Origin of the sequence: Paenarthrobacter sp. DKR-5, assembly GCF_018531425.1 — a bacterium.
GTDB lineage: Bacteria > Actinomycetota > Actinomycetes > Actinomycetales > Micrococcaceae > DKR-5.
On sequence record NZ_JAHBOI010000004.1, the window covers coordinates 180,559 to 207,485 of the forward strand.

The following is a 26,927-nucleotide window of genomic DNA, read 5'->3' on the forward strand; positions in this document are numbered from 1 at the left end:
GCGGTTCGGGGTAACGTCGAAGCATGCAGGAACAGCAGACCACCGGCGACGGCGCACCCGTCGTCGTGCGCAGATCGGCCCGGCGCCGCCGGACGGTAGCGGCCTTCTGGGAGGAGGGGACCGCTGTCGTCGCCATCCCCGCGCATTTCAGCGCGGCACAGGAGCGCGAGTGGGTCGGCAAAATGCTGGCCAAGCTGGAGGCGCCGCGGCGCGGCGCCGGAGCCGCGAGGCATCCGCGCTCGGATGCGGACCTGGTGCAGCGTGCCGCCGAGCTCTCGGCGCAATACCTGGGCGGGCGGCCGCAGCCCCGCAGCGTCAGGTGGGTCACGAACCAGAACTCGCGCTGGGGCTCGGCCACCCCTGCCGAGAAGACCATCCGGATCAGTGCCAAGCTCAGGACCATGCCGGGCTGGGTGGTCGACTACGTGCTGCTGCACGAGCTCGCCCATCTGCTCGTCAGCGGCCACGGCCCCCGGTTCTGGGAGCTTCTGACCGCCTACCCTCACACGGAACGGGCCAAGGCGTTCCTCGAAGGCGTCGCTTTCGCCACCTCCCGCGGGTTGCCGGCGGACCCGGAGGACATCTAGGCCTCCGGCGACGTGCCGCCGTCCCCGGGATTCCTGCCGCCGTCATCATGGCCGCCGTCTTCGGACCCGCTGTCTTCGGATCTGCCGGGCTCGGTGTCGCCGGGCTTCTGGTCGAAGTCGCCGCTGAGCAGCTTCTGCAACGCGGCGTCCACCTCGGAGTCCGAGGCGTCCAGCAGTTCGCGCCGCTTGCCGAAACCGGCCGGATCGTCCAGGTCCTCCGGGGTCGGAAGCAGATCCGGGTGCTGCCACAGTGCGTCGCGGCCGGAGATGCCGCGGTCCTGCAGCAGGTGAGCCCAGAGCGCTGCCGCGTCGCGCAGCCGGCGCGGACGCAGTTCCAGGCCGACCAGCGAGGCGAAGGCGTGCTCGGCGGGGCCTCCCGTGGCCCGGCGACGCCGGACGGTCTCCCGCAGGGCCGCGCTCGAGGGCAGGTTCGCCGTGGCGGCGGCCGTCAATTCGTCCACCCAGCCCTCGACCAGGGCCAGCGCCGTTTCCAGTTTGGCCAGGGCGGCGTCCTGCTCGGGGGTGCGCTGGGGCATGAAGACGCCCTCGGACAGCGCCGCCTGGATCCCCTCCGGGTTCGAAGGGTCAAGGTCACGTGCGAGGTCCTCGATCCGGGACATGTCGATGTGGATGCCCCGTGCGTAGCTTTCAATGGTGCCCAGCAGGTAGCCGCGCAACCACGGCACATGCACGAAGAGCCGCGCGTGCGCCGCCTCCCGGACCGCCAGGAAGAGCCGGACTTCCTGCTCCGGCAGGTCCAGGCCCTCGCCGAATTTCGCCACGTTCGCGGGCAGTAGGGCCATTTGCAGGTCCGCCAGCGGGATGCCGATGTCGGTGGAGCTGACGACTTCGCCGGCCAGCGCGCCGATCGCCTGGCCAAGCTGCATGCCGAACAATGCGCCGCCCATGTTCTGCAGCATGGACGCGGCGGAGCCCATCATCGCCTTCATTTCCTCGGGCATCTGCTCGGTGAGCGCACTGGAAAGGGCGAACGCGACCGAGTTTGCCACCGGTTCCGTCAGCCGCTTCCAGGTGCCGAGGGTCTCTTCCACCCACTCGGCGCGGGACCAGGCGCGGCCGATCAGGCCGGCCGACGGCAGGTCGGTGACCGGATCAAGCCACAGATCCGCCAGCCGCAGGGCCTCGTCCACCTCACGGCTTTGGGACGCCGTCACTGACGGGTCCGCCGAAGACGCCGCGACGCGCCGGGCATTCTCATGCGCCAGCTGCCAGTTCACGGGCCCCTCACTGGAAGCGCTCATCATCGCCTGCACCTGCTGGAACATCTGGGCCAGCAGGTTCGGGTCGTTGGGCAGCCCCGCGGCCTTCGCCAGTTCGGCAGGATCGACGCCTGCACCGGCCTGGCCGCCCATCAGCTTGGCCAGCAGTTCCGCCAGCGGGTCCTTCGGTGCCTCGTCGTCGTTCGGGGAATTGGAAGGGTTGGAAGTCATGGCAACCGGTCCTCGCTCGTCGTACACGTTTTGCCTCACGTTACCGCCGCTCCTGCCGCCTGTCTGCCCGGCCGGAGGACCGTTCGCTGTAGGCACAGCCGCGGCCCGGGGACCATGGCGTCGGCCCCGCCGGGGCCGATAAGCTCGCGGTGCCGGGGCCGCGTACGGCGGCCCCCGGAGGGCACAGGAGCACGCGCATGAACAGGCCTGACGCCGCGGAACCGGCGACCGCTTCGCCGCACCGGATAACAGGTCCGGTCGTGCTTGGAGTGGTGCCGGGCCAGCCGCTCGCCGCGCTGCACCGGGCGGCCGAACTCGCCGGAAGCCTCGGCGTCCGCCTCGTCTGCGCCTACGTCGACATAGCCACCTACCTCGTGGACGAAGGGCCGGACGGGTCGGTGGCCTCCCGGCCGATCGACCCGGACACGGCGGACGACGACGTCGAGGGAACCTCAGCCCGGCTGAAGGACGGAATCGGCAGCGCCCTGGACGGGTACGCAGTTTCATGGTCCTTCATCACGCTCGCGGGGGAGCCCGCCAAGGCACTGGGACGGCTCGCAACCACCGTGGACGCGTGCATGATCGTCGTCGGTACCCGCGAACGCGGGGTGGCGACGCGCCTGGAGCACCTGCTCACCGGGTCGGTGGCCGTGCACCTGACGCACCGGCAGCACCGGCCCGTGCTCGTCGTGCCGCTCGGGCCCGGGGACGGCGCGCGGGATTGAGGATGCCAAGCAGGCTGGCAGCGGGCCCGGAGGTGCAGCGCGTATTCTATGGTCGAAGGCAGTGCCGGGCGCCGTCCCGCCTGCGATCACCACCCGCCACCGGAGAGGCCCGAGCTTGAGTTCCCCCCACGATCCTGCCCCGACCGAGCCGGCTGCACCGCAGCGACCCCGGGACGGCAGGTTCGCCGCCATGGTGAGTTCGGGAATCCTGGCGGCCGGGCTCATCGTGGTCGCCGCCCTGATGCCGGTGCCCTACGTGGTGGAGGCGCCCGGGCCGACCTTCAACACCCTGGGCAAGGACCAGGGCACGCCGGTGATCCAGGTCAACGGCCACCAAAGCTACCCGGCGTCCGGGAGCCTGGACCTGACCACCGTCTACGTCAACGGCGGCCCGAACGGGGCCATCAACATCTTTGAGGCGTACAGATCCTGGCTGGACCGGAACCGGTCGGTGGTGCCCGAGGAAGAGCTCTACCCGGCGGGCACGAGCCAGCAGGAGGTGCAGCAGCAGAACACCGTTGCCATGTCCACCTCGCAGGAGAATGCGACGGCGGCCGCCCTGGGCCTGGAGAACATTCCGTTCAAGGAACACCTGCTCGTCGCGGACTTCGCCAAGGGCTCGCCGTCGAAGGGCAAGCTGCAGGCCGGCGATGAACTCACCGCCGTCAACGGCAAGAAGATCAAGGGCCTGGAAACCATCCAGCAGGAACTGGCCTCCGGCGCCGGCGCGCCCATCCGGGTGGACGTGCTGCGCGGCGGCCGCACGGTCAGCGAGACCATCACCCCGATGAAGGCCGACGGCCGCTACCTGCTGGGTGTGGTGCTGCAGTACAAGTACGACTTCCCGTTCTCGGTGAAGATTTCGCTGGCCCAGGTCGGCGGCCCGAGTGCCGGGATGATGTTCGCGCTGGGCATCGTGGACACCCTCACCCCCGGGGACCTCACCGGCGGCAAGCACTTCGCCGGCACCGGAACCATCGACGCCGACGGCAAGGTCGGCCCCATCGGCGGCATCGCCCAGAAGCTGGTCGGCGCCCGCAACTCGGGCGCCACGGTGTTCCTGGCGCCGGGGTCGAACTGCGACGAGGTCGTCGGCCATGTCCCCGACGGTCTCAGCGTCGTCAAGGTCGAAACCCTGCAGCAGGCCTACGACGCGGTCAAGTCCATTGGCTCGGGCACGGATCCGTCCACGCTCGCCACCTGCACGGCCAAGTGAACAGAACATCACGATGTCGAAACACTACGCGGGCAGGTAAGGCCTAACGGCCCACGGGACGCGCGTTCCGGGCACAATGAGCAGAGACAGGAACTTCACTGTGCCACCGTACGTGGCATAGACAACGGCCGGGCGCCGCTTCACCGGTCCGCCGTGCTGTTCCGTCGCCCGTTCCGAAGCAAATAGAGGTTTTGAGTGACTTCCCGTCCTGCCAGCCCGAACAGACCCGTCAACCGGCGGCGCCGCGGCGCGCTGATCCCCACGTTGATCATCGTCGGCGTGCTCGTCATTGGCTTCGTGTTCTTCGCCAACATCTACACCGATGTGCTGTGGTTCGACCAGCTCGGGTTCCTGAGCGTCTTCATCACGGAGAACCTGGCGCGCTCGCTGGTCTTCCTCGCCGGGTTCCTGCTCATGGGCGGAGCGGTCTACGCCTCGATCCACTTCGCCTACCGGGCCCGGCCCGTCTATGCCCCGGATGCAACGGTGCGCGATAACCTCAACCGCTACCAGGCGCAGCTCGAGCCGGTGCGCCGGCTGGTGATGATCGGGGTGCCCGCGGTGTTCGGCCTCTTCGCCGGGACTGCCGCCGCAAGCCAGTGGCAGCGCATCCTGTTGTTCTTCAACCAGGTCCCCTTCGGCCGCACGGATCCTCAGTTCAACCTGGACATCAGCTTCTACATGTTCACGCTGCCCTTCCTGGGCTTCCTGGTGGGGCTGCTGATCAGCATCGTCGTCGTCGCCGGCGTGGCGGGCATCCTGACCCAGTACCTGTACGGGGCCATCCGGATCCAGGAACGGGGGATCTTCACCAGCCGGGCCGCCCAGATCCACCTCGCCGTCGTCGGCGCGAGCTTCCTGGTGCTGCTCGCGGCCAACTTCTGGCTTGACCGGTACACCTCGGTGCAGAACGCGAATCCGGGCAAGTGGGCAGGCGCGCTCTACACCGACGTCAACGCCGTGATCCCCACCAAGGCGATCCTCGCCGTCGCCGCCGCCATCGTGGCGGTCCTGTTCATCGTGGCAGCCTTCATCGGCCGCTGGCGCCTGCCCGTCATCGGGACCGCGATGCTCATCATCACCGCCATCCTCGCCGGCGGGGTCTACCCGTGGGTGATCCAGCAGTTCCAGGTCCGGCCGTCCGAGCAGACCCTGGAGAAGCAGTACATCCAGCGCAACATCGACATGACGCGGGCGGCCTACGGCCTGGACAACATCGACGTCATTCCCTACAACGCCACCACCAACGCCACCCCCGGCGCCCTGCGCCAGGATGCGCAGACGACAGCGAACATCCGCCTGCTGGACCCGAACCTCGTGTCCTCGGCCTTCGCCCAGCTGCAGCAGTACCGCCCGTACTACCAGTTCCCGAAGTCCCTGAACGTGGACCGCTACACCGTCAACGGCAAGAGCCAGGACACCGTGATCGCCGTGCGTGAGCTGAACCAGGACGGGCTCTCGGCGAGCCAGCAGACCTGGTACAACAACCACATCGTCTACACCCACGGCTACGGCGTCGTGGCGGCGTACGGCAACAAGGCCAGCGTCGACGGCAAACCGGTGTTCATGCAGTCCGGTATTCCCTCCACGGGCGACCTGGGCAATGACACCAGCTACCAGCCGCGCATCTACTTCGGTGAGAACTCGCCGGACTACTCGGTCGTCGGTGCGCCGGCCGGCTCCCCGCACCGCGAGCAGGACCGGCCGCTGACCGAGGGCGGCGACGGCGAGACGCAGACCACGTTCAACGGCAACGGCGGCCCCGTGGTCGGGAACTGGTTCAACCGGCTGGTGTACTCCATCAAGTTCCAGTCCAGTGACCTGCTGCTCTCTGACGGCGTCAACGAAAAGTCGCAGATCCTCTACGACCGCAACCCGCAGGACCGTGTGCAGAAGGTGGCCCCCTACCTGACCATCGACGGAAACGCCTACCCCGCGGTGGTGGACGGGCGGGTCAAGTGGATTGTGGACGGCTACACGACCAGCCCCTACTACCCGTACTCGCAGCAGCAGCAGCTCGACTCCGCCACCAGGGACTCGCAGACGGCCGGGGGTGCCGCATCGGCGCTTCCGGCGAACTCGGTCAACTACCTGCGCAACGCCGTCAAGGCCACCGTGGACGCCTACGACGGCTCCGTCACCCTGTACGCCTGGGATGACCAGGACCCGCTGCTGAAGGCCTGGCAGAAGATCTTCCCCAGCACCGTGAAGCCTTATTCGGAGATGTCGGCGGCGCTGATGAGCCACGTGCGCTACCCGGAGGACATGTTCAAGGTGCAGCGTGAACTCCTTGGCCGTTACCACGTGACGAACCCGGACAGCTTCTACCAGAACAACGATGCCTGGAGCGTCCCGAACGATCCGACCAGCAAGGACACGATCAAGCAGCCGCCGTTCTACCTGTCGCTGCAGATGCCCGGCCAGTCCAAGCCCGCGTTCTCGCTCACATCCTCCTTCATCCCGCAGGTGGTGGGAGGCAACGAGCGCAACGTGCTGTACGGCTTCCTCGCCGCTGACGGCGATGCCGGCAGCACGAAGGGGGTGAAGTCGCCCGGCTACGGCAAGCTCCGCCTGCTCTCCCTGCCCACGGACACGCAGGTGCCTGGCCCCGGCCAGGCGCAGGCCAAGTTCGACTCGGACCCGTCCGTCTCCCAGGCCCTGAACCTGCTGCGCCAGGGCGCCTCGGAGGTGGACAACGGCAACCTGCTGACACTGCCGGTCGGCGGCGGCCTGCTGTACATCCAGCCCGTGTACGTCCGTTCCACCGGTGGCACCTCCTACCCGACGCTGCAGCGGGTGCTCGTCGGCTTCGGTGACAAGATCGGGTTCGCGCCCACCTTGGATGCAGCCCTGGACCAGCTCTTCGGCGGCAACTCGGGGGCCTCGGCCGGGGATGCAGGGAACACGGGCAAGACGCCGGCCACGCCGTCGCCCGCGCCCAGCGGGGGAGCGGAGAACCCGGACGCGCGCTCGGCGCTGAACGCGGCCCTAAACGACGCGAATGCGGCGGTGAAGGACGGCCAGGCCGCGCTGGCGAAGGGTGATTTCGCAGCGTACGGGGTGGCGCAGAAGAAGCTCTCCGATGCCATCGCCCGCGCTCTGGACGCCGAGTCCAAGCTCGGCGGCTCGGGCGGCTCCTCAGCGACAGCCTCCCCGTCCGCCACAGCGAAGGCGACGCCGTCTCCTACCGCAGGCAAGTAGGGCGGCCCGGGGCGGGAGGGCGGTCCCAACAGGGCCGCCTCCCGCCCCGATTTGCGCCAGCAGGCCCCGGCCCGTAAAGTAATAAGTGCGCCGCGGGGTGGAGCAGTTCGGTAGCTCGCTGGGCTCATAACCCAGAGGTCACAGGTTCAAATCCTGTCCCCGCAACGAAGGAAGGTCCCGGCCAGCAGAAATGCTGGCCGGGATCTTTTGCTTTAAGCCGCGGCCGCGGTCCGTGCGCGGGCGGGATAGGGCGGCCGGCCCCGTTCAGCGCGAAAAACCTGCCGTTCGGCGAGCCGCAGTTTCCCACCGGTGTGATGCACAGCATACTGACGATGGCGAGGGGCGGGTACTGGGGCTCCTGCCTTGTCATGACAAAGGAGTTTCCATGAGTTGGCTCGACCGCGAGCGCACCATTGCCCGTCCCGGCTTCAACCGCTGGCTGATCCCGCCCGCGGCCCTGGCCGTCCACCTCTGTATCGGGCAGGCCTACGCGACTAGCGTCTACAAGACCGCATTGGTCAAGCATTTCAATGCCAGCCTCACCGAGGTCGGGGTGATCTTCTCGATCGCGATCGTCATGCTCGGCCTGTCCGCCGCAGTGATGGGCACCTGGGTGGACAAGAGCGGCCCGCGCAAGGCGATGGTCGTCTCTGCCGTGTTCTGGACCGGCGGGTTCCTGGTCGGCGCGCTGGGCATCTTCACCCGCCAGCTGTGGCTCGTCTACATCGGCTACGGCGTCATTGGCGGTATCGGCCTGGGCATCGGCTACATCTCGCCAGTCTCCACGCTCATCAAATGGTTCCCCGACCGGCCCGGCCTGGCCACCGGCATGGCAATCATGGGTTTCGGCGGCGGCGCCTTGATCGCGAGTCCGCTCTCCTCCGCGCTGCTGAGCGCCTACGACCCCAACTCCGGGGCCAAAGGCTGGGTGGCCAGCGGCGACGCCGTCGGCAAGCTGTTCCTGACGCTGGCAGTTGTCTACCTCGCGTACATGCTCTTCGGAGCGTTCACGATCAAAGTTCCGGCCGCTGACTGGCGGCCCGCGGGGTTCGACCCGGCACGGGTGAAGGCCAGGGCCTTGGTGACGACGGAGAACGTCTCGGCGGCCAATGCGATCAAGACACGGCAGTTCTGGCTGCTGTGGGTCGCCCTGTTCTGCAATGTCACGGCAGGGATCGGCATTTTGGAGCAGGCCGCCCCGATGATCCAGGACTTCTTCCGCCAGCCGGGCGGCGTTTCGCTCGTGAGCGCGGCCGTAGCCGGCGGCTTCGTCGGGCTGCTCTCCATTGGCAACATGGCCGGCCGGTTCGTGTGGTCCGCCACCTCGGATGTGACAGGCCGCAAACGCATCTACATGGTCTACCTCGGGGTCGGTACCGTGCTGTACCTCGTGCTGGCGTTCGCCGGCTCGAGCGCGACGCTGCTGTATGTCCTGCTGGCCTTCGTGATCATCTCCTTCTACGGCGGCGGTTTCTCGACGGCGCCTGCCTACCTGCGGGACCTTTTCGGCACCTTCCAGGTCGGCGCCATCCATGGACGGTTGCTGACGGCGTGGTCCGCGGCAGGCGTGGCCGGGCCCCTGATCGTCAACGGGTTCCTGGACGCCCAAGGCAGCCCGGGGAAGCTGACCGCCCAGGCGTACCAGCCGGCGCTGCTGACCATGGTCGCGCTGCTGATCGTTGGCTTCATCGCAAATTCCTTGATCAAACCCGTCGACGCGCGTTTCCATGAACCCTCCGCGGCTGGCGCGGGGGACAACGAACCGGCATTGGAGTCCTGACATGAGCAAAGCCCAACTCGCCATCGGATGGATCCTGGTCGGCCTTCCGCTGCTCTACGGCGTCCTGCAGACGCTCGCGAAGGTCGCCGACCTCTTCGCCTAGAGCGCAGCGGCGGAAGGCCGGTTCCCGCACACGGGTGCAGGAACCGGCCTTCCTCCACGCCGTTCCGCTGTGCTGGAGGGTGCTTTTGCTGCACGTTCGTGCAATCGTGGCCGGAAGGCATTGCAGGAGGAAGCCTCGTTTCCTACTCTCGAGTAGGTAAAGGCGTGACGCAGATCACGCAACCGATACGACGAGGTGTCAGATGTTCTTCCGCAAACGACAAACCCTCCTGGCCGCTGCGGCCGCGCTGGCGGCGGTGTGTTTTGCCGGGGTCGCCCCGGCCGGCGCAGCCACCACCGACATTGCCCCGCCGGGGGCCAACGACTGGACCTGCAAGCCCTCCGCGCAGCATCCGCTCCCCGTGATCCTCGTGCCCGGAACGTTCGAGAGCATGGCCAAGAACTGGGCAACGATGTCGCCCTATCTCAAGAGCGCCGGTTACTGCGTGTTCTCGCTCAACTACGGGGTCGCCAACGGCGTCTACGCCTCCGGCCCGGTGGCGGATTCGGCAAAGGAGCTGGCGCCGTTCGTTGACGCCGTGCTCGCCGCGACCGGCACGAAGCAGGTCGACCTCGTCGGCCACAGCCAGGGCGGCATGATGCCGCGCTACTACATGGGCTTCCTTGGCGGGGCGAAGAAGGTTAACCGCCTGATCGGCATTGCGCCCTCGAACCACGGGACGCAGGGCCTCATCACGCCGCCGCCGGACGGGGTGCCCTCCGGGACCGGGGCCGCAGCCCCCGCCTGCGCAGCCTGCGCGGACCAAAGCGCCGGCTCACCGTTCCTCACCACACTGAATTCGATCGGCGACACGGTCTCCGGGCCCTACTACACGGTCATTTCGACCACGCACGACGAAGTGGTCACGCCCTACCAGAGCCAGTTCCTCGCCGGTGCGGCCCGGCAGGTCACCAACATCACCATCCAGGACAAGTGCCCGGCGGACGTGATTGAGCACGACCAGACGCCGAACGACCCGGTGGTGCAACGCCTGGTGCGCAACGCCCTTGACCAGTGGTCAGGGCCGGCGGACCCGGCGTACCAGCCGGGCTGCCTGTAAGGGCCGGTGGCGGTCCAGGCCGACCACGCGGAAGGGGCCTCCCGGCGTGCAGCCGGGAGGCCCCTTCCGTCTCGGGAGCGCGCGGACTACTTGACCTGCGGGAAGCCGAGGTCCACCTCGCTGGTGGAGGGATCCGGCCAGCGGGTCGTCACCACCTTGCTGCGGGTGTAGAAGCGGATGCTGTCCGGCCCGTACATGTGAGTGTCGCCGAAGAGCGAGTTCTTCCAGCCGCCGAAGGAGAAGGAGCCCACCGGAACGGGGATGGGCACGTTCACGCCCACCATGCCCGCCTCGGCTTCGAACTCGAACTGGCGTGCCGCCCCGCCGTCGCGGGTGAAAATGGCCACCCCGTTGCCGTAGAAGTTCTCGTTCACGAGCTTCACGGCGTCTTCGTAGGTCTCCACCCGGACCACCGACAGCACCGGACCGAAGATTTCGTCGTCGTAGACCTTCATGCCGGGTTTGACGTTGTCGATCAGGCTGACGCCAAGGAAGAAGCCGTTCGAGTCGAACTGCTGTTCGCGGCCGTCGACGACGACGGTGGCGCCCTCGGATCCGGCGCCGGCGACGTAGGAGGCGACCCTGTCCCGGTGCTCGGCGGTGATCAGCGGCCCCATCTGCGAGGCCGGGTCGGTGCCCGGTCCGATCACGAGCTTGTCGATCCGTTCCTGGATGGCCCCGACGAGGCTGTCGGCGATGCCGCCGACGGCCACGAGCACGCTGACCGCCATGCAGCGCTCCCCGGCCGAACCGTACGCCGCGGAGACGGCGGCGTCGGCGGCCATGCCCAGGTCGGCGTCGGGCAGCACCACCATGTGGTTCTTGGCGCCGCCGAGCGCCTGCACCCGCTTGCCGTTGGCGGCGGCCCGCTGGTAGATCGACTGGGCGATCGGCGTGGACCCCACGAAGCTGACGGCCTTCACCTCGGGGTGGTCCAGCAGCACGTCGACGGCTTCCTTGTCGCCCTGCACCACGTTCAGCACGCCGTCGGGCAGGCCGGCCTCGGTGAAGAGCTCGGCGATGAACAGCGCGGAGGACGGGTCCTTTTCGCTGGGCTTGAGCAGCACGGTGTTGCCGCAGGCCAGCGCGCTGCCGATCATCCACAGCGGCACCATGGCCGGGAAGTTGAACGGGGTGATGCAGGCGACGACGCCGACCGGCTGGCGCACCGAATGCACGTCCACCCCGCGGGAGACCTGCTCGGCGCGTTCGCCCTTGAGCATGTGCGTCAGACCGGTGGCGAACTCAATGTTTTCCAGGCCGCGGGTGATCTCGCCCTCGGCGTCGGAGAGCACCTTGCCGTGTTCGCTGGTGAGGACGGCGGCCAGCTCGGACTTGCGCTCGGTGAGCAGCTGGCGCATGCGGAAGAAGACGTCGGTGCGCTTGGCCAGGCTGGTGGCACGCCAGGCCGGCAGCGCCGCGCGGGCCGCTTCGATGGCCTCTTCGGTCCGGGCCGCCGAGGCCAGGGCGACCTCCTTCTCCTGCTCGCCGGTGGCCGGGTTGTAGACGGGGGCCACGCGCTCGGCGTCGGATACACGGCGGCCGTTGATGTAGTGCGGGATGCGTTCCATGGTGGTCTTTCTGTGGAGGCGGGAGGGAAGCGGTGTTCAGCGCAGCTCGTCGACGGTGCCGTCGACCAGCTTGACGATGGCGGAGCAGTCCTTGGCGCCGAGTCCGTCGTCGATCAGGCGCTGGAAAAGCTGCTGCACGTGCGAGGCGATCTCCAGCGGGGTGTCAGTCTCCCGTCCGGCGGACATCGCCAGGTTGATGTCCTTGTTCGCCAGCTCCGCGGTAAAGGTGGGGGCGAAGTTGTTGTTGGCCGCGGCCGTCGGGACGATGCCGGCCACCGGGTACCAGGTCCTCAGCGCCCAGCTGTCGCCGGAGGAGACGGAAGCGATGTCCCAGAACACCTTCTTGTCCAGGCCGAGGCGTTCGGCCAGCACGGCACCCTCGGCGGTGGCGGCAAGGTTGATGAAGAGCATCATGTTGTTGCAGATCTTCGCGGCCTGGCCGGTGGTGGCAGCGCCCGTGGGGATGATGTTGCCGGCCATCGGCTCGATGTAGCGGGACGCGTCGGCGACGGCGCCTGCCTCCCCGCCGATCATGAAGGTCAGGGTGCCGGCCGCGGCGCCGCTGATGCCGCCCGAGACGGGGGCGTCGACGAAGCGGAAGCCGGCCCCGGCTGCGGCTTCGTGCAGCTTCCTGGCGGACTCGATGTCAATGGTGGAGGAGTCCACCAGCAGAGTGGAGGTCTGCGCCGAGGCGAGGACCCCGCCCTCGCCGAGGTACACAGCCTGGGCGTGCTCGCCCTTGGGCAGCATGGTGAAGACGACGTCGGCGCCCTCCACGGCTTCGCCGATGCTGGCCACCGGCTTGACGCCGGCGGCTGCTGCGGCGTCGAGCGCCGCCGGGTTCAGGTCGAAACCTCGTACCTCGTGACCGGCCTTGACCAGGTTGGCCGTCATTGGCCCTCCCATGTTGCCCAGTCCGATCCAGCCGATAACCGCCATGATGAAGCTCCTTTGCTCGTTAAGTGACTATGACGACAATCACACAGCGGTAGAGTGCATTCAAGGCCAAAAATCACAGAACGCATGTGCATCCGTGCACATCGAGTACGCAAGGAGGATCCGTGGTCGATTTCAGCCGGCTCGCCAATCCGGAGGACCTGTTGATCCTGCTCTCCGTGGCCAGGCTCGGGCGGTTCAACGCGGTCGCCGACGCGCTCGGAACCACCCACACGACGATTTCGCGCCGGATCCAGGCGCTGGACAAGCAGCTGGGCGGCCGCACGCTGGCGCGCACCCAGCATGGGTGGGAGCTGACGGCGCTGGGGCTGAGCGCTCTCGGGGCGGCCGAGGCGATTGAACGGAGCCTGGGGGACCTGGCTGCCGCGGTGCGCCAGGACGAGGACCGCCTGGCCGGTCTGGTCCGGGTCAGCACGGTGGACGGCTTCGGCGCCGAATTCGCCGCCCCGGCCCTGGTGAAGCTGCAGGCGCAGCATCCGCAGCTGAAGGTGGAGCTGCTCAGTGCCACCCGCCGTGTGCACCGGAACCGCTCGGGTGCGGACCTGGAGATCGGCGTCGGCCGTCCCGAGGTGCAGAACGCGCACAGCATTTTCCTGACCAACTACAGCCTGCGCCTCTACGCGACCGCTGCCTACCTGCATCGCCGCGGAGTGCCAGAGTCGGTGGAAGCCCTGCGCAGCCACCGCTTCGTCACGTATGTGGAGTCCGCCCTGCAGGTGGAGGAGCTGGGGCCGGCCTCGGCTGCGCTGCCGGCGCCGGCCACCAGCTTCCAGGCCACCAGCATCTTCGCGCAGGTGCAGGCGGTGCGGCACGACGGCGGCATCGGCCTGCTGCCGGCCTTCCTCGCCGCCGGCGTGCCGGAGCTGGTGCCGGTGCTCGAGGACTCCTTCGAGCGGAGGCTCTCGATGTGGGTGCTGGCGCGGCCGGAAGCGCTGCGCTCGAATGCCGTTGCCGCGGTGCTGCAGGCCCTGCACGCAGAAGTGGGCCACCGCCAGGACGCGCTGCTCGGCGTCCGGCGGTGACCCGCTTCCTTCGTTCCGCTCAGGCGCTCTTACGGTGCAGGAACGCCCCGACCCGCCACGGGAACTCCTCGGGGTCCGCGGCCGGCCCAACCGGCAGGTCCCGGGCAGGCTGGGACAGTGGCCGCAGCCCGGTGTCCACGGCTTCCTTGGCGGCGCGCAGCGACGCCAAGGAGAGGCCCTCCCAGGTTTCCAGGAGCTCGCGCAGCGCGGTCTCGGCGCCGTCGTCGGGCACGCGGGAGCTGACCAGGCCCATCGCGTGCGCCTCCGCAGCCTGCAGCAGGGTCCCGCGGTAGAGCAGGTCCTTGGTGCGCGAGGGGCCGATGCGCAGGCTCATCCGGTTGGCGAACGAGGGCGGGACCAGGATCCCCAGGCGGGCAATCGGCATGCCGATGCGCGCCGAGTCCAGCATCAGCTGCAGGTCACAGGCCAGTGCCAGCTGGCAGCCCGCCCCGGTCGCAGCGCCCTCCACCAGGGCCACGGTCGGCATCGGCAGGTCTTCCACCGCCTGCAGCGCCGCTTCGATCGTGGCGAAGATCTCCTGCACGTCCTCCGCCGGGGAATGCTCCCATTCGCGCAGGTTGGAGCCGGAGGAGAAGGTGCCGCCGCAGCCGCGCACGACGACGGCACGCAGCGGCTTGGCCGCCAGCGACCGGGCCGCCTCGCCGAGGGAGCGCCACTCGGCGGCGCCCATGGCGTTGAAGCGTTGGCCGGTCCCGACCATGATGGTGGCGACCGACCCTGAGACGTCGACTGTCACGGCTTCCACGGTCTGCTGCCCAGCCTTCACTGGACGGCGCCGGTACGCCGGAGGTCGGCGATGGCCGCCGCGTCCAGGCCAAGGCCCGCGAGGACGTCGTCAGTGTGCTGGCCGAGCAGCGGGGGCGCGGTGCGGATGGATGCCGGGGTGCGGGTGAGCCGCACCGGGCAGCCGACGACCTTCATCGGGCCGGCGGTGGGGTGATCCAGGTCCGCCACCATGCCGCGGGCCAGGACCTGCGGGTCCGCCACGGCCTGGTCCACCGTCTGGATCGGACCAACCGGCACGCCGGCCTCGTCCAACGTCTGCACCCAGTCCTGCGTGGTCCGCGTGCGCATCACCGCCTCGATCCGGGGGATCAGCGTGTCCCGGTGCGCCACCCGCGAGGGGTTGGTGGCGTACTGCGGGTCGCCGGCGAGTTCTTCGTCGCCCAGGGCCGCGCCGAAGCGCCGCCAAAGCCCGTCGTTGCCGACGGCGACCATGACGAAGCCGTCCGACGTCGGGAAGGCCTGGTACGGAGCGATCGTCGGGTGCGCCGAGCCGTAGCGCTTCGGCACCTCGCCGCTGGCGAAGTAGCCGCTGGAAACGTACGTCAGCCAGGACACGGAGCCGTCGAGCAGGCTGATGTCCACCCACTGTCCGTTGCCCGTGCGCTGCTTCTCGTGCAGGGCGGCGAGCACCCCCACGACGGCCCACATGCCCGCCACCAGGTCCGCGCTGCTGACGCCGACCCGGACCGGGGGCCCGTCGGTCTCTCCGGTGACGCTCATGATCCCGCTGCGGGCCTGGGCGATGGCGTCATAGCCCGGGCGGAGCGCGTCGGGCCCGGTCTGGCCGTAGCCGCTGATCGAGGCGTAGACCAGCCCGGGGTTCTCCCGGGAGAGCTCCTCGTACCCCAGGCCCAGCCGTGCCGCGGTGCCGGGCCGGAAGTTCTCGACCAGCACGTCCGCCTTCAAGGCGAGGCGGCGGACCGCCGCAAGTCCCTCGGGGGACTTCAGGTCGACGGCGAGGCTGCGCTTGTTCCGGTTCACGGAGAGGAAGTACGCGGCCTCCTCGCCCTGGAACGGCGGCCCCCATTGCCGGGTGTCGTCCCCCTGGCCGGGCTGTTCGATCTTGATCACGTCGGCTCCGAGGTCCGCCAGCGTCATGGTGGCGAACGGTCCGGAGAGGATGCGGCTCAGGTCCAGGACCAGCAGGTCCTTCAGCGGCCCGGAGGGTCCGGCGGGCTGGCCGGCCGGGAGTGTCCCGGTCCCGGCCGCCTGCTCGGGGGTGGTGCTTGTGTCTGTCAGACTCATACAGCTGTTTCCGATCGGGTTGCGGGATTGCCCTCGAAGCGGTGGGCCGCTTTCGGGAGGAAGACCAGGGCAAGCATCGCGATGATGCAGCAGGCGATGATGTACAGCGCGATCGCTGTCGAGTTGCCGTACTGGGCCAGCAGTGCCGCGGCGATCAGCGGCGCCGGGCCGCCGGCGACCACGCTGGCGAGCTGGTAGCCCATGCCGGCGCCGGTGTAGCGGATGTCAGCGTCGAAGCTCTCCGCGATCAGTGCCGCCTGCGGTCCGTACTGGATGTCATGCAGGATAAGGCTCACGACGATGGCCAGGCCCACGATGAACGGGCTGCGCGTGTCCAGCAGTGCGAAGTAGGGGAAGGCGAACAGGGCGGTCAGGACGATGCCCACGCCGTACACCCGGCGCCGGCCGAAGCGGTCGGAGAGCCGGCCGAAGAGCGGGACGCTGATCAGCCCCAGGGCGGCCGCGATCAGGGTGTCGTCCAGGATCGAATTGCTGTTGAGCTTGAGGTGCTTGACGGCGTAGGTGATCACGAAGGTGATGAACAGGTAGAACGGCGCCTGCTCGGACATGCGGACCAAGGCCGAGAGGATGATTTCCTTGGGCTGGCGCTTGATGACCTCGAGGAGCGGGTTGCGGACGATCTTGTTGGACTTGCGCACGGCCTCGAACTCGGGGCTTTCGATCACGCGCAGCCGGACGAACAGACCGACGCCGATGAGCAGGATGCTGATGATGAACGGGATGCGCCAGCCGAAGGCGGCGAAGCCCTCGGTGCCGGTGATGCCGGAGGTGATCCGGACCACGCCGGTGGAGAGCACCAGGCCCAGCGGAACACCGATCTGCGGCCAGCTGGCGGAGAAGCCGCGGCGGTGCTGGTGGCCCCACTCCATGCTCAGCAGCACGGAGCCGCCCCACTCGCCGCCGACGCCGACGCCCTGGATGATGCGCAGCACGGTCAGCAGGATCGGCGCCGCGACGCCGATGGCCTGGTAGCTGGGCAGGAAGCCGATCAGCACGGTGCCGAAGGCCATCAGGAACAGCGTGACCATCAGGGTCGTCTTACGCCCGATCCTGTCACCGTAGTGGCCGAAAATGGCCGCACCGACAGGACGGGCTACGAAGCCCACGAACTGGGTGCCGAACGCCGCGAGCACCCCGGCGAACGCGGACTGGCCGGGGAAGAACAGCTGGGGGAACACCAGCGCGGCAGCGGTGCCGTAAAGGAAGAAGTCGTACCACTCGATCGTGGTGCCGACGACGCTGGCGACGGTCGCGCGGCGAGCCGCCTGCTCCCGGGTTACTGCTTGGGTTGTCATCATCACTCCGTTGTATTGATGTTGAGGGCTTCTGGCCCGGTGCGATTTTGCCTCAGTGGTCTTTTCTCCACGTCGCTGTACGGATACCCTGAGACCCACATTGTGAGTTCGTGACCCATCCTGCGGGAACCAGTTGTCTGATGTCAATAGGTTCCGGCTGCGGTCCGGGCAGGGCCGCGGCGGCAGTGGGAACGGCACGGCGGGAATCCGCCCCGAGCAAAGGACACCAGCGGTTTTGGCGAGAGAACAGGGCACCGGATCGACCCCCTTGCTCGTGCTGGGCAAGGTGACGGAGATCCTCAATTGCTTCTCGGTGGAGGAGCCGGACCCCACCCTGACGCAGATCGTGAGGCAAACAGGCCTTCCGGCGAGCACCTGCCAGCGGCTGGTGCAGAACATGGTCCGTGAGGGCTTCCTGGACCGCGACGGCGACCGGTACCGGATCGGGCTCCAACTGGTGCGCTGGGCCAGCCCCGGCACGTTCGGCCTCGACGTCGTGCGCATTGTGCGGCCCATCCTGCAGCAGCTGCGCGACGAGGCCGGCGAGACCGCCTGCCTCTACATCCGTGACGGCGCCTTCCGCACCGTCGTCGCCGTGGCCGAAACCCGGCACGTCGTGATGCGGCCGTTCCGGGTGGGGCAGGTCATGCCGATCCATGCCGGGGCTCCCGGGAAGATCTTCCTTGCCTTCGACCCCGGCGCCCGCGAGGCACTGGCCGGCAGCGAGTTGACCCGGTTCACGGCCAACACCCCCGCCAGCTGGGAGGTGCTGGACCAGCAGGTCGAGCAGGCGCGTGCGCAGGGCTTTTACGCCGCGTTCGGGGAGCGCAACAGCGACGTCGGGTCGATCAGCGCCCCGGTGTTCGACCACACCGGCGAGCTAGCCGGGGTCCTCGGCGTCGGCTTCCCCACGCAGCGGGTGACGCCCGCCGACGTCGAACGGCTGGGCCCGGCGGTTTCCGCGGCGGCCAGGTCCGCTTCCCTGGCCCTCGGCCACCACTATGCGGTGACCCACACCAGGACCGGCAGGTCCAAGCGTTCCGCCGCCCGCTGACCCGGGGACGGTGGGTCACTGGGAACAGCTGGTCAGGCCTCGAAGTCCGCCAGGCTCACCGGGTGCACATACGTGCCCGCGGGTTGCCGCACCCACCACTGGCCGGTCGAGCGCAGCTCCGCCCAGCTGGAATAGCGGTAGCGGAAGACGCGGGCGCGGACCCGGGCCGGCGGGAGGCCGCCGAACGGGTCCCGGCGCAGCAGCTTCAGCGTGGCACGGTCCGCGTTCAGCAGGCGGTGCAGCAACGGCAGGAACCAGTTGTCCCCGCGGGCGCCGAGGCCGAGGAACCACATGAGCCAGTCCAGCCGCAGGTGGTACGGGGCGAACTGCCGGGGAAGGCGGCGGGGGTCGCCCGGCTTGCCCTTGAATTCGTATTCCTCCCATCGGGCCTCGTCATCCTCGTCCAGGGTCCCTTCGACGATGATTTCGTAGCGGCTGCGGGTGATCGTTCCGAACGCCCCATACGCATTGCACAGGTGCCAGCGGTTGAAACTGGCGTTCATCAGCTGCCGCCGGGCCAGCAGGTTCCGCGCCGGCCAGTAGCTGAGCGCCACGAGCAAGGCGGACACGGCCAGGACCAGGACGGCGAACCAGAGCGGCGTAGCGGTGTAGCCGTTCTGCGCCGGCACGGCGGCCAGCACCGCATGCGCGGCGCCGTCGTCTACCGCCGAGAAAGCCAGGATGATCGTGAGCGTGTTCAACCAGGCGAAGTTGCCGGACAGCACCAGCCACAGCTGCGTCACGATGATGACCGCGGCAGCCAGCGAGGCCAGCGGCTGGGGTGCGAACAGGAAGAACGGGACAACCAGCTGGGTGATGTGGTTGCCGAGGACTTCGAGCCGGTGCAGCGGTTTGGGCAAGTGGTGGAACCACCAGCTCGCCGGATTGGGCATCGGCTGCGTTTCGTGGTGGTAGTAGAGCGCCGTCAGGTCCCGCCAGCAGCTGTCGCCGCGGATTTTGATCAGCCCGGCGCCGAATTCGAGCCGGAACACCAGCCAGCGCGCCAGCCAGATCACCGTCACCGGGGCCGCCGTGTGGCGCGAGCCGAGGAAAGCGCAGAGGAATCCCGCCTCGAGGAGCAGGCTCTCCCAGCCGAAACCGTAGAAGACCTGCCCGACGTTGACGATCGACAGGTAGCCTCCCCATAGAAGCAGGAAGGCCAGCATCGGCGCCCAGTCCGGGCCTTCCTGGGGCAGTCCCGCGAGGAGCGCTGCGGCCAGCAGGGCACCGGCACAGGCGAGGGCGGCCAGCATCCGGTCCGAATAGTGCCAGCGGAAAATGGTGGGGGACTTCCGCGCTGCGGGCCTGCGCAGGTAGGCCGGAACGGGCAGCAGGCCGTGCTCGCCGAGCAGCGGTCTGAACTGTGCGACGGCAGAGAGGAAAGCGATCAGGTAGACCGCGGCAGTGCCGCGCTGCAGCACCTGCCGCGCGAAGCCGTATCCTGCCGCATCCAGCCAGTCCATCGCACGATCCACGCTAGGGGCGACGGCCCGGTTGTCAAGGGCGCAAGTGCCCGGCCGTGACCAAACCGGTACCAAAGGAGCGGGTGCGCCCGGGAGCTTTCGGAAGTAGACTTACGATCGTTGCCGCGGGGTGAACCCTTGGGGGTCCCCGCCGGCAACACCAAGCCGTTGGCCGACCATCAGCCCGCTCAGCCGTTCTTCATCCTGTCGTAGGCGTCGAGGGCCCTGCGCCGGGTGTCGCCGAGGTCCACGATTGGCTCCGGGTACCCTGCTGCCGGGCCGGTCTTGTCCGCCAGCTTCCACGGCTCGTGGATCTGCTTGCCCAGCCCGGCCAGTTCCGGCACGTAGCGGCGCAGGTAGTCCCCGGCAGCGTCGAACTTGCGGCTCTGCGTGACCGGGTTGAAGATCCTGAAGTAGGGACTCGCGTCCGCCCCCGAGCCGGCGACCCACTGCCAGTTCGCCGGGTTGTTCGCCGCGTCGGCGTCCACCAGCGTGTCCCAGAACCAGCTTTCGCCCACGCGCCAGTCAATGAGCAGGTTCTTCACCAGGAAGGATGCCGTCGCCATCCGCACCCGGTTGTGCATCCAGCCCGTCTGCCACAGCTGGCGCATTCCGGCGTCCACGAGCGGGTAGCCGGTGCGCCCGCGCTTCCATGCCGCCAGGCCCTGCCGGCCGGCCCAGCTGAATCCGTCGAATTCCGGGCGGTAGTTGCGCGTTGCCAGCTGGGGGTTGAAGTACAGCAGCTGCCAGCAGAACTCGCGCCAGCCCAGTTCCGAGCGGAATACCCGCGCATCCTCCGTCTCCGGGGCGTGGCGCAGCTCCTCCCAGACCTGGAACGGGCTGATCTCGCCGAAGCGCAGGTGCGGGGACAGCCTGCTGGACCCTTCGACGCCCGGCCGCTCACGCGCGCTCGCGTAGCCCTCCACGCCGCCGCCGGCAAAGTCCTCCAGCCGCGCCCAGGCACCTTGCTCCCCGGGCTGCCAGGTCGCCGCCAGGCCCCCGGACCAGTCGGGGTCCCGGGGGAGCAGGTGCCAGGCCGCGAGGTCCTCGGAGCCGGCCCCCGGAGAGCTCAGGGCCGGGGGTGCTTCCAGGGGCTTGCGCGGTTCGGGTGCCTCCAGGCACGCGCGCCAGAAGGGGGAGAACACCTTGTACGGGCCGCCGGACCCGGTCTGGATCTGCCACGGTTCGAAGAGCAGATTGGCCTGGAAGCTGGCGGCGGCCAGGCCCTGCTCCTCGGCCCAGGACTTGATGCCGGCGTCGACGGCGCGTTCGGGACCGCCGTAGCGTCGGTTCCAGAACACGGCGTCGGCGCCGGTCTCCTCCACCAGCGCCTGCAGCACTGCCGCAGCTCCGCCGCGCCTGAGCGTCAGGGCACCGCCGAGCGCTTCGGCCTGGCGCCCCAGCGCCTCCAGCGAGTGGTGCAGCCACCAGCTGGCCGCCCCGCCGAGAGGCCGCAGACCGGGACTCTCCTCGTCGAGGACGTACACCAGGCACACGGGGTTGCCGCGTTGCAGGGCGGCGTCGAGGGCCGGGTTGTCCGCCAGCCGGAGGTCGTCGCGCAGCCAGACGATCGAGGAAACCATAAGTCCTTCCGGTGGGGCCGGGGTGCCGTCGGTGGAGCGCGCAGATCAGAGCTTGTCGAAGTCGGCCTCGTCCACCGTCGACGACGCTGCTGCGGTGCCGCTGCCGATGGAAGCCTGCGGTGCCGTGCCTGCCTTCAGCGCGGCCAGGCGCGCCTCGACTTCGGTCTGCTCGCCCATGTCCTGCAGTTCGTTGAACTGGGCGTCCAGGCTCGACGCCTGCAACTCCGCGGCGCCCTGCACGCGGGCCTCCTCGCGGCGGATCTTGTCCTCGAACCGGGACACCTCGCTAGTCGGATCCATGATGTCGATGCTCTTGATGGCGTCCTGCACCTGCGACTGCGCCTGGGCGCTCTTGGCACGGGCCGCCAGTTCGTCGCGCTTGGAGGACAGCTCGGAGAGCTTGACCTTCATCTGGTTCAGCCCGGTCTTGAGCTTCTCCACGACTTCCGTCTGGGAGGCGATGTTGGGCTCCGCCGAGCGGGCCTCGTTCTCGGCGCTGATCTGCCGCTGCAGTGCCACCTTGGCGAGGTTGTCGAACTTTTCTGCGTCGGCGGCCTGCCCGGCTGCGCGGAACTCGTCGGCGCGGCGTGACGCGGCCAGCGCCTTGCCGCCCCAGTCCTGCGCGGCCTTGACGTCCTCCGCGTGGTCCTGCTCGAGCATCCGCAGGTTGCCGATGGTCTGGGCGACGGCGGATTCGGCCTCGGCGATGTTGTTGGTGTAGTCCCTGACCATCTGGTCGAGCATCTTCTGCGGGTCCTCGGCCTGGTCGAGCAGGGCGTTGATGTTCGCCTTGGTCAACTGGGCGATGCGACCGAAAATGGACTGCTTAGTCATGGTGTTGCCCTTCCTTCTGCCAATCAATGGAGTCACTTCCCGAACGAACCTTTGCTGCTCAAGGTGCCAGCCTGCGGCACCGCGGATAGGACGATTGCGCGCCTCCTGCCGGTCAGCGCCTGTTCAGAAGCTGCCGCTTCCGCCGGAGTCGCCGCCTCCCCAGCCCCCGCCGAAGCCGCCGCTTCCACCGGAGTCGCCGCCGCCCCAGCCCCCGCCGGAGTCGCCGCCCCAGCCGCCGAAGCCGCCGCCTCCCCAGCCCCCGCCGCCGTGGCCGCCGCGCAGGATGGTGTCGATGAGGATGCCGCCGAGGATGGCACCCCCAAGGCCGCCGCCCCGGCCGCCGAAGATGCCGCCGCCGTACCCCGCGTTGGACATGCCACCGAAGCCGTTCACGTCGGACTGGGCAAGCTGGGCGGCCTGGGCGGCCAGCGCATTCGCCTGCTGGGCGTAGGTCAGCGCAGAAACCGGGTCGGTCTGCTGAATCGAGAGCGCGTAGTCGAGGTTGCGCTGCGCCTCCGCGAGCCGTGTCCGCGCCTCGGTGCCGACGCCGCCGCGGCGGGCGGCGATGTAGTCGGAGGTCGCCGAGATCTGTGCCTGGGCACTCATGATGGCCTGCTGCAGCGCCTGCTGCGCGCGTCGGGCCTGGTCCTGCTGGTCCCGGATGCCCTTGAGCGCGTCGTCGAGGCTCTGGTGCGCCGCTTCCACCCGCCGCAGGGCATCAATGGGGTCGATTCGTCCCGCGCCCAGCTCCTGCCGGACCTGGGCCACGGCGGCCTCGACGGCTGCCGCGGGACCGGCCAGTTCGGAGTGCTGGCCGGCCGCCATTGTGGCCTTCGCCTGCGCGAGGTCCTGGGAAGCATCCGCCAGGACGGTGTCGAGGTTGGACCGGGCGGAGTCGAGGTCGCGGGAGACCTTCCCGATGGCGTCCAGCAGCACGTGGCTCTGGTGCAGGCTTTCCTCCGCCGCGCGCACCGCGACGGCGGCGGAACTGGTGTCCTGTTCGGCGAGCTTCTCACGGGCGGTCTGCGACGCGGTCTCGACGAACTCGAGGCGTTCGCGGGCCTGTGCGATGTTGTCTGTCACCGGGGCGACCGCGGCGTCGGAATAGCGCCCGCGCAGCGCCGCCAGTTCCTGTTCGGCGGCAGCGAGCTTGCCGGACACCTCGCCGGCGCCGGCGTTGACCTGTTCGAGCGCCTGGGGCGCATTCCGTTCCAGTTCGCGCAGGGAATCGAAGGACGCCTTCTGTTCGGCGAGCGCCTGGTTGGCGGCCTCGCAGCGCCTGATGATGTCCGTGTACCAGGCCCGCTGCTGCTCTTCGGTGTCGGGGATGGAATCGTCGAGCTGTTGCTGGAGCTTGAAGGACTCGGCCAGGTGCCCCTTGGCGTCCGCCAGAGCCTTCACGAACGGGGCGACTGCTGCGTCCCCGTACTGGGCCTGTGCGAAGCCGACTTCCTGTTCGCTCGAACGGACGGCGTCGTCCGCGGCAACCAGGAGGGAACCGGCGCGGGTCTTCAGCTCAGGGATGCTCAGAGCGGCCAGCGGATCCAACTGCTGGCCGCCGGGGGAGTACGCCCCGGCAGCGGCCGGGCGCTGATTCCGCCGGCTGCGGTACCACAAGTAGCCCCCGACGCCGCCGGCAAGCACCAGGCCGCCGATGAGCAGCCCGGCGCCGGCGCCGGCGCCGGAGGGCACCGTGCCGGAGCCGCCCTGGGCCGCGTCGCCGACCGCCGCAGCGGTGTCGATGGCTGCTTGGGCGAAGTCCCGCTTGCCGCCGGCGAGGTTTGCGAGGATCGCGTTCTGCACGATGCTGTCGCGCTGGGCGGAGGTGATCGCGCTGCCCGGGCCGCGGCCGAAGTTGTACTTGCCCGCCTCGGTGGCGATGGCCAGGATCACATCGAACTTGCCCAGGCCCTTGGTGTCGCCGACCTGGGCCACCCACTGGGCCGGGTCGCTGGGGTTGTCGAAGGTCTTCACCGTGATGACGTAGAGGTTGTACCGGTGGTCCTTCTGCAGCTTGGCGACGGCGTCCTTCACTTCGCCGAGACGGCCGCCGAGGACGCCGGCGTCGTCAATGACGTTCGTGCCGGTTGGAATGGTCACCGGCGGTTCGGCCAGCGCAGCCGTGCCCGGCAGCAGGAGCAGGCCCGCCAGAGAGACCGCAGCTAGGAGCCTTCTGACTGTTGACCGCATTGTTGACCCTTCGGTGCGTTCCACTCTGACGTGTTTTCATCCTAGGGTCCGCCTATGGGGCAGTCCACCGGACTGCCTATGCCCGCAGCGAAACCGGTCATTCCCAGCAAGCTTCCAGCGAACGCCCGCCAAAGCTCCAGACCCAGGCGGCATAGTGGACGGTATCGACGAGAAAGGAAGTTCCATGACTGAGAACGACGGCGGCCGCTACGAGGCCGAGCGCCCGGTCCCCCCGCAGCCTGCCGCTCCGCCGTCGTCGGCCGCGGCAGAGCGGGACTCCGGCACGAACGGAGCGCAGCCCGCTCCCGGCTACGGGCAGCAGACGTCTCCCACCGCGCGCATCGAGGGCCCCCGGGACGAGACCCACCACGACGGAACCCACCCGACGGCGCCCATCGGCCAGCCGCAGCCGCCCCAGTACGGGCAGCGCCAGGCTCCCCAGTACGGGCAGCAGGCCTACGGCCAGCACAGCTACGGGACGGGCAGCTACCTGCCCCCCGCCGTCACCGCGACCTCGGCGCGCGAGCGGCGCCGCTTCGGAGTCCCCACCCTTGTCGCAGGGATGATCCTCGCGGCGCTGGTCGGCGGCGGAGCGGCCGCGGGCACGAATGCCCTGCTGGACGGGGAGGGCACCTCCGCGGTCAGCAGTTCTTCCCAGCCGGCCCAGGTGATCGTCAATAACAAGGACAGCGTCAACGCGATTTCGGCGGCCGCGCAGAAGGCCTCGCCCAGCGTGGTGACGATCGGCGTCACCTCCGGCAACTCGGCCGGCACCGGCTCGGGGATCATCCTGGACAACCAGGGGCACATCCTGACCAACACCCACGTGGTCACGCTCGACGGCAAGGTGGCCAAGCCGTCCATCGAGGTCCGCACCAATGACGGGAAGGTCTACCAGGCCACGGTCGTCGGCACGGATCCGCTCTCGGACCTGGCCGTCGTCAAGATCGACGCTCCGAACCTCACCCCGGCGACGCTGGGGGACTCCTCCAAGATCAACGTCGGGGACACGACCATCGCGATCGGTGCGCCCCTGGGCCTGACCGGAACCGTCACGGACGGCATCGTTTCCACCCTCAACCGGACCATCAGCGTGGCCTCCTCCGCCGCGCCGGCCAACCCCAACGGCGACAGCTCCCAAGGCAACGGCCAGGGCAACGGCCAGGACAACGGCGGCGGCGGCTTCAGCTTCGCGCCGCCGGACGGGTCCCAGGGCAACTCCTCGGCCAACCAGGGCAGCATCAGCATTAACGTGATCCAGACCGATGCGGCCATCAACCCGGGCAACTCGGGCGGTGCACTGGTGAACACCAAGGGCGAGATCATCGGCATTAACGTCGCCATCGCTTCCGCCGGCGGGTCGTCCTCCACCGGCGGCCAGTCCGGAAACATCGGCGTCGGCTTCTCGATTCCGATCGACAACGCCAAGCGGATTGCGCAGGAGATCATCGCCAACGGCTCGGCGACGCACGGCCAGCTGGGGGTGAGCGTGGCACCGAAGGCGGCGAGCAGCAGTTCCCAGTTCTCGGTGGGCGCGGAAGTTGCGCAGGTTGTCTCCGGTTCCGCGGCGGACAAGGCCGGCATCCAGAAGGGGGACGTGATCACCAAGCTCGGTGACCGGCCGGTGCAGGACGCCGAGGAACTCACGGCCGCCGTGCGCGAGCAGGCTGCCGGAGCCAACGTGAAGCTCACCCTGCTGCGCGGGGGCAAGCAGCAGCAGGTCGACGTGACGCTCGGGGCGGCCGCCAAGTCCTGACAACAGGTCGCAGTAAATACAGCGCAGAGGAGGACGGCCGTCGGGCCGGCCTCCTCTGCCGTAACCGGCCGTCCCGGAACCGGGCCGATCCTGTGCCCGTATGGTTAGCTTGGAATCGTCCGCGGCAGGGCTGCGGACATCCTGGTCACCCCGTTCGGAAAGGCAAACTTGGACACGGTGGATGAGTCAACGTTGAAAATCGTGGTGCTGGTCAAGCACGTGCCGGACGCGCAGTTCGACCGCCACCTCTCCGGCCCCGACTCCCGGACCGACCGTTCCGAGAGCATCCTCTCGGAACTCGACGAATACGCGCTCGAGGCTGCGTTGCAGCTCTCCGAGGCACGCGGCGGCGAAGCGGCCGGCAACCGCGTCATCGCGCTCACCATGGGCCCGGCCGGAGCCGCCAATGCCGTGAAGAAGTCGCTCCAGATCGGCGCCGGCGAGGGCGTGCACCTGAGCGATGAAGCGCTCGCCGGCTCCGATGCCGCCGCGACCTCGCTGGCGCTCGCGGCCGCGATCCGGCACCTTGGCGAGGTCGACCTGGTCCTGACGGGGATGGCGTCGACCGACGGGGAGACCTCCCTCGTCCCTGCGCAGCTTGCCGAACGGCTCGGGCTCCCGCAGGTCACCTTCGCCTCCACCTTGGAGGTTAAGGACGGCACAGTGACAGCCCGGCGCGACGGGGACAGCCATTCGGAGCTGATCGAGGCGCCGCTGCCGGCGCTGGTATCGGTCACGGACCAGGTCAACGAGCCCCGCTACCCCAATTTCAAGGGCATCATGGCGGCGAAGAAGAAGACCATCACCACCCTCTCGCTCGCCGACATCGGCGTGGACGCCGGCTCGGTGGGCAGCGCGGGATCCTGGACGACGGTGCTCGCTGCCCAGCCGCGGCCCCCGCGCGAGCAGGGCGTCATCATCACCGACGAGGGGGACGCCGGCATCAAGCTGGCGGACTTCCTTGCCGCCCGGAAGCTCATCTGAAGCCTGGCCGGATCGACCAACG

Annotated in this window: 20 protein-coding genes and 1 tRNA gene; 11 read left to right on the forward strand and 10 right to left on the reverse strand. The window is 68.9% G+C overall.

Going from position 1 to position 26,927, the window contains the following annotated elements:
• Window positions 1-23 precede the first annotated feature (23 nt).
• On the forward strand, window positions 24-587 hold the full coding sequence (locus KIH31_RS10090) for a M48 family metallopeptidase (RefSeq protein WP_214426993.1): 564 nt from the start codon (window positions 24-26) through the stop codon (window positions 585-587).
• Here KIH31_RS10090 and KIH31_RS10095 read toward each other — a convergent pair.
• On the reverse strand, window positions 584-2,038 hold the full coding sequence (locus KIH31_RS10095) for a zinc-dependent metalloprotease (RefSeq protein WP_214426994.1): 1,455 nt from the start codon (window positions 2,036-2,038) through the stop codon (window positions 584-586). The two genes, KIH31_RS10090 and KIH31_RS10095, sit on opposite strands and share 4 nt — an antisense overlap.
• 197 nt (window positions 2,039-2,235) lie before the next feature.
• Here KIH31_RS10095 and KIH31_RS10100 point away from each other — a divergent pair, with 197 nt between their 5' ends.
• From KIH31_RS10100 to KIH31_RS10125, 6 genes are all read left to right on the forward strand, one after another.
• The gene (locus KIH31_RS10100; RefSeq protein WP_214426995.1) at window positions 2,236-2,763 is read left to right on the forward strand and encodes a universal stress protein; all 528 of its coding nucleotides are present in this window, start codon (window positions 2,236-2,238) and stop codon (window positions 2,761-2,763) included.
• Between the two features lie 190 nt (window positions 2,764-2,953).
• Window positions 2,954-3,979 (forward strand): PDZ domain-containing protein, encoded by a 1,026-nt coding sequence (locus KIH31_RS10105; RefSeq protein WP_214426996.1) that lies wholly within the window; start codon window positions 2,954-2,956, stop codon window positions 3,977-3,979.
• A 195-nt stretch (window positions 3,980-4,174) separates the two neighbouring features.
• Window positions 4,175-7,180 carry a UPF0182 family protein gene (locus KIH31_RS10110; RefSeq protein WP_307857612.1) on the forward strand — a complete coding sequence of 1,002 codons (3,006 nt, stop codon included), beginning with the start codon at window positions 4,175-4,177 and terminating at the stop codon, window positions 7,178-7,180.
• 91 nt (window positions 7,181-7,271) lie between these two features.
• Window positions 7,272-7,345, forward strand: a tRNA-Met gene (locus KIH31_RS10115).
• Window positions 7,346-7,565: 220 nt separating this feature from the next.
• Window positions 7,566-8,960: an OFA family MFS transporter gene (locus KIH31_RS10120; RefSeq protein ID WP_214426997.1), complete on the forward strand. Its 1,395-nt coding sequence runs from the start codon at window positions 7,566-7,568 to the stop codon at window positions 8,958-8,960.
• A gap of 305 nt (window positions 8,961-9,265) precedes the next feature.
• Window positions 9,266-10,123, forward strand: a complete 858-nt coding sequence (locus KIH31_RS10125) for an alpha/beta fold hydrolase (protein ID WP_214426998.1) — start codon at window positions 9,266-9,268, stop codon at window positions 10,121-10,123.
• An 86-nt stretch (window positions 10,124-10,209) separates the two neighbouring features.
• On the opposite strand, the gene KIH31_RS10130 is transcribed toward KIH31_RS10125, so the two are convergent.
• Complete coding sequence (locus tag KIH31_RS10130; protein ID WP_214426999.1) at window positions 10,210-11,694, reverse strand: CoA-acylating methylmalonate-semialdehyde dehydrogenase; 1,485 nt, start codon at window positions 11,692-11,694, stop codon at window positions 10,210-10,212.
• A 36-nt stretch (window positions 11,695-11,730) separates the two neighbouring features.
• Window positions 11,731-12,633: a 3-hydroxyisobutyrate dehydrogenase gene (mmsB, locus tag KIH31_RS10135; protein WP_214427000.1), complete on the reverse strand. Its 903-nt coding sequence runs from the start codon at window positions 12,631-12,633 to the stop codon at window positions 11,731-11,733.
• Window positions 12,634-12,755: 122 nt separating this feature from the next.
• Here mmsB and KIH31_RS10140 point away from each other — a divergent pair, with 122 nt between their 5' ends.
• The gene (locus KIH31_RS10140; protein WP_214427001.1) at window positions 12,756-13,673 is read left to right on the forward strand and encodes a LysR family transcriptional regulator; all 918 of its coding nucleotides are present in this window, start codon (window positions 12,756-12,758) and stop codon (window positions 13,671-13,673) included.
• Window positions 13,674-13,692: 19 nt separating this feature from the next.
• Here the strand turns inward: KIH31_RS10140 and KIH31_RS10145 are convergent, their stop codons facing one another.
• From KIH31_RS10145 to KIH31_RS10155, 3 genes are read right to left on the reverse strand one after another with little or no spacing between them, the layout of a single operon-like run.
• Window positions 13,693-14,439 (reverse strand): enoyl-CoA hydratase/isomerase family protein, encoded by a 747-nt coding sequence (locus tag KIH31_RS10145; RefSeq protein ID WP_214427002.1) that lies wholly within the window; start codon window positions 14,437-14,439, stop codon window positions 13,693-13,695.
• Window positions 14,440-14,456: 17 nt separating this feature from the next.
• On the reverse strand, window positions 14,457-15,725 hold the full coding sequence (locus tag KIH31_RS10150) for a CaiB/BaiF CoA-transferase family protein (protein ID WP_214427003.1): 1,269 nt from the start codon (window positions 15,723-15,725) through the stop codon (window positions 14,457-14,459).
• Window positions 15,722-17,044: an MFS transporter gene (locus tag KIH31_RS10155; RefSeq protein ID WP_214427004.1), complete on the reverse strand. Its 1,323-nt coding sequence runs from the start codon at window positions 17,042-17,044 to the stop codon at window positions 15,722-15,724. The genes KIH31_RS10150 and KIH31_RS10155 overlap by 4 nt, the downstream gene beginning before the upstream one ends.
• Before the next feature lie 232 nt (window positions 17,045-17,276).
• Between KIH31_RS10155 and KIH31_RS10160 the strand changes: the two genes are divergently transcribed.
• On the forward strand, window positions 17,277-18,095 hold the full coding sequence (locus KIH31_RS10160; protein ID WP_214427005.1) for an IclR family transcriptional regulator: 819 nt from the start codon (window positions 17,277-17,279) through the stop codon (window positions 18,093-18,095).
• A gap of 32 nt (window positions 18,096-18,127) precedes the next feature.
• Here the strand turns inward: KIH31_RS10160 and KIH31_RS10165 are convergent, their stop codons facing one another.
• The 4 genes from KIH31_RS10165 to KIH31_RS10180 all read right to left on the reverse strand — a co-directional run bounded on the left by KIH31_RS10165 (window position 18,128) and on the right by KIH31_RS10180 (window position 24,165).
• Window positions 18,128-19,558, reverse strand: a complete 1,431-nt coding sequence (locus KIH31_RS10165; RefSeq protein ID WP_214427006.1) for a lipase maturation factor family protein — start codon at window positions 19,556-19,558, stop codon at window positions 18,128-18,130.
• A gap of 188 nt (window positions 19,559-19,746) precedes the next feature.
• Window positions 19,747-21,141 carry a deoxyribodipyrimidine photo-lyase gene (locus KIH31_RS10170; protein WP_214427007.1) on the reverse strand — a complete coding sequence of 465 codons (1,395 nt, stop codon included), beginning with the start codon at window positions 21,139-21,141 and terminating at the stop codon, window positions 19,747-19,749.
• 45 nt (window positions 21,142-21,186) lie between these two features.
• Window positions 21,187-21,975: a PspA/IM30 family protein gene (locus tag KIH31_RS10175; RefSeq protein WP_214427008.1), complete on the reverse strand. Its 789-nt coding sequence runs from the start codon at window positions 21,973-21,975 to the stop codon at window positions 21,187-21,189.
• A 123-nt stretch (window positions 21,976-22,098) separates the two neighbouring features.
• On the reverse strand, window positions 22,099-24,165 hold the full coding sequence (locus KIH31_RS10180; protein WP_214427009.1) for a TPM domain-containing protein: 2,067 nt from the start codon (window positions 24,163-24,165) through the stop codon (window positions 22,099-22,101).
• Between the two features lie 184 nt (window positions 24,166-24,349).
• On the opposite strand from KIH31_RS10180, the gene KIH31_RS10185 reads away from it, so the two are divergent.
• Together KIH31_RS10185 and KIH31_RS10190 are read left to right on the forward strand one after the other, a co-directional pair.
• The gene (locus tag KIH31_RS10185) at window positions 24,350-25,921 is read left to right on the forward strand and encodes a S1C family serine protease (protein WP_214427010.1); all 1,572 of its coding nucleotides are present in this window, start codon (window positions 24,350-24,352) and stop codon (window positions 25,919-25,921) included.
• Between the two features lie 192 nt (window positions 25,922-26,113).
• Window positions 26,114-26,905 (forward strand): electron transfer flavoprotein subunit beta/FixA family protein, encoded by a 792-nt coding sequence (locus tag KIH31_RS10190; RefSeq protein WP_214427255.1) that lies wholly within the window; start codon window positions 26,114-26,116, stop codon window positions 26,903-26,905.
• Window positions 26,906-26,927 lie beyond the last annotated feature (22 nt).

Excerpts from the sequence above, each read along its gene's own strand:
- mmsB (WP_214427000.1), bottom strand. The coding sequence starts at position 12,633 with ATGGCGGTTATCGGCTGGATCGGACTGGGCAACATGGGAGGGCCAATG.
- KIH31_RS10175 (WP_214427008.1), bottom strand. The coding sequence starts at position 21,975 with ATGACTAAGCAGTCCATTTTCGGTCGCATCGCCCAGTTGACCAAGGCG.
- KIH31_RS10100 (WP_214426995.1), top strand. The coding sequence starts at position 2,236 with ATGAACAGGCCTGACGCCGCGGAACCGGCGACCGCTTCGCCGCACCGG.
- KIH31_RS10095 (WP_214426994.1), bottom strand. The coding sequence starts at position 2,038 with ATGACTTCCAACCCTTCCAATTCCCCGAACGACGACGAGGCACCGAAG.
- KIH31_RS10130 (WP_214426999.1), bottom strand. The coding sequence starts at position 11,694 with ATGGAACGCATCCCGCACTACATCAACGGCCGCCGTGTATCCGACGCC.
- KIH31_RS10180 (WP_214427009.1), bottom strand. The coding sequence starts at position 24,165 with ATGCGGTCAACAGTCAGAAGGCTCCTAGCTGCGGTCTCTCTGGCGGGC.
- KIH31_RS10155 (WP_214427004.1), bottom strand. The coding sequence starts at position 17,044 with ATGATGACAACCCAAGCAGTAACCCGGGAGCAGGCGGCTCGCCGCGCG.
- KIH31_RS10090 (WP_214426993.1), top strand. The coding sequence starts at position 24 with ATGCAGGAACAGCAGACCACCGGCGACGGCGCACCCGTCGTCGTGCGC.
- KIH31_RS10185 (WP_214427010.1), top strand. The coding sequence starts at position 24,350 with ATGACTGAGAACGACGGCGGCCGCTACGAGGCCGAGCGCCCGGTCCCC.
- KIH31_RS10165 (WP_214427006.1), bottom strand. The coding sequence starts at position 19,558 with ATGGACTGGCTGGATGCGGCAGGATACGGCTTCGCGCGGCAGGTGCTG.
- KIH31_RS10105 (WP_214426996.1), top strand. The coding sequence starts at position 2,954 with ATGGTGAGTTCGGGAATCCTGGCGGCCGGGCTCATCGTGGTCGCCGCC.
- KIH31_RS10150 (WP_214427003.1), bottom strand. The coding sequence starts at position 15,725 with ATGAGTCTGACAGACACAAGCACCACCCCCGAGCAGGCGGCCGGGACC.
- KIH31_RS10170 (WP_214427007.1), bottom strand. The coding sequence starts at position 21,141 with ATGGTTTCCTCGATCGTCTGGCTGCGCGACGACCTCCGGCTGGCGGAC.
- KIH31_RS10125 (WP_214426998.1), top strand. The coding sequence starts at position 9,266 with ATGTTCTTCCGCAAACGACAAACCCTCCTGGCCGCTGCGGCCGCGCTG.
- KIH31_RS10120 (WP_214426997.1), top strand. The coding sequence starts at position 7,566 with ATGAGTTGGCTCGACCGCGAGCGCACCATTGCCCGTCCCGGCTTCAAC.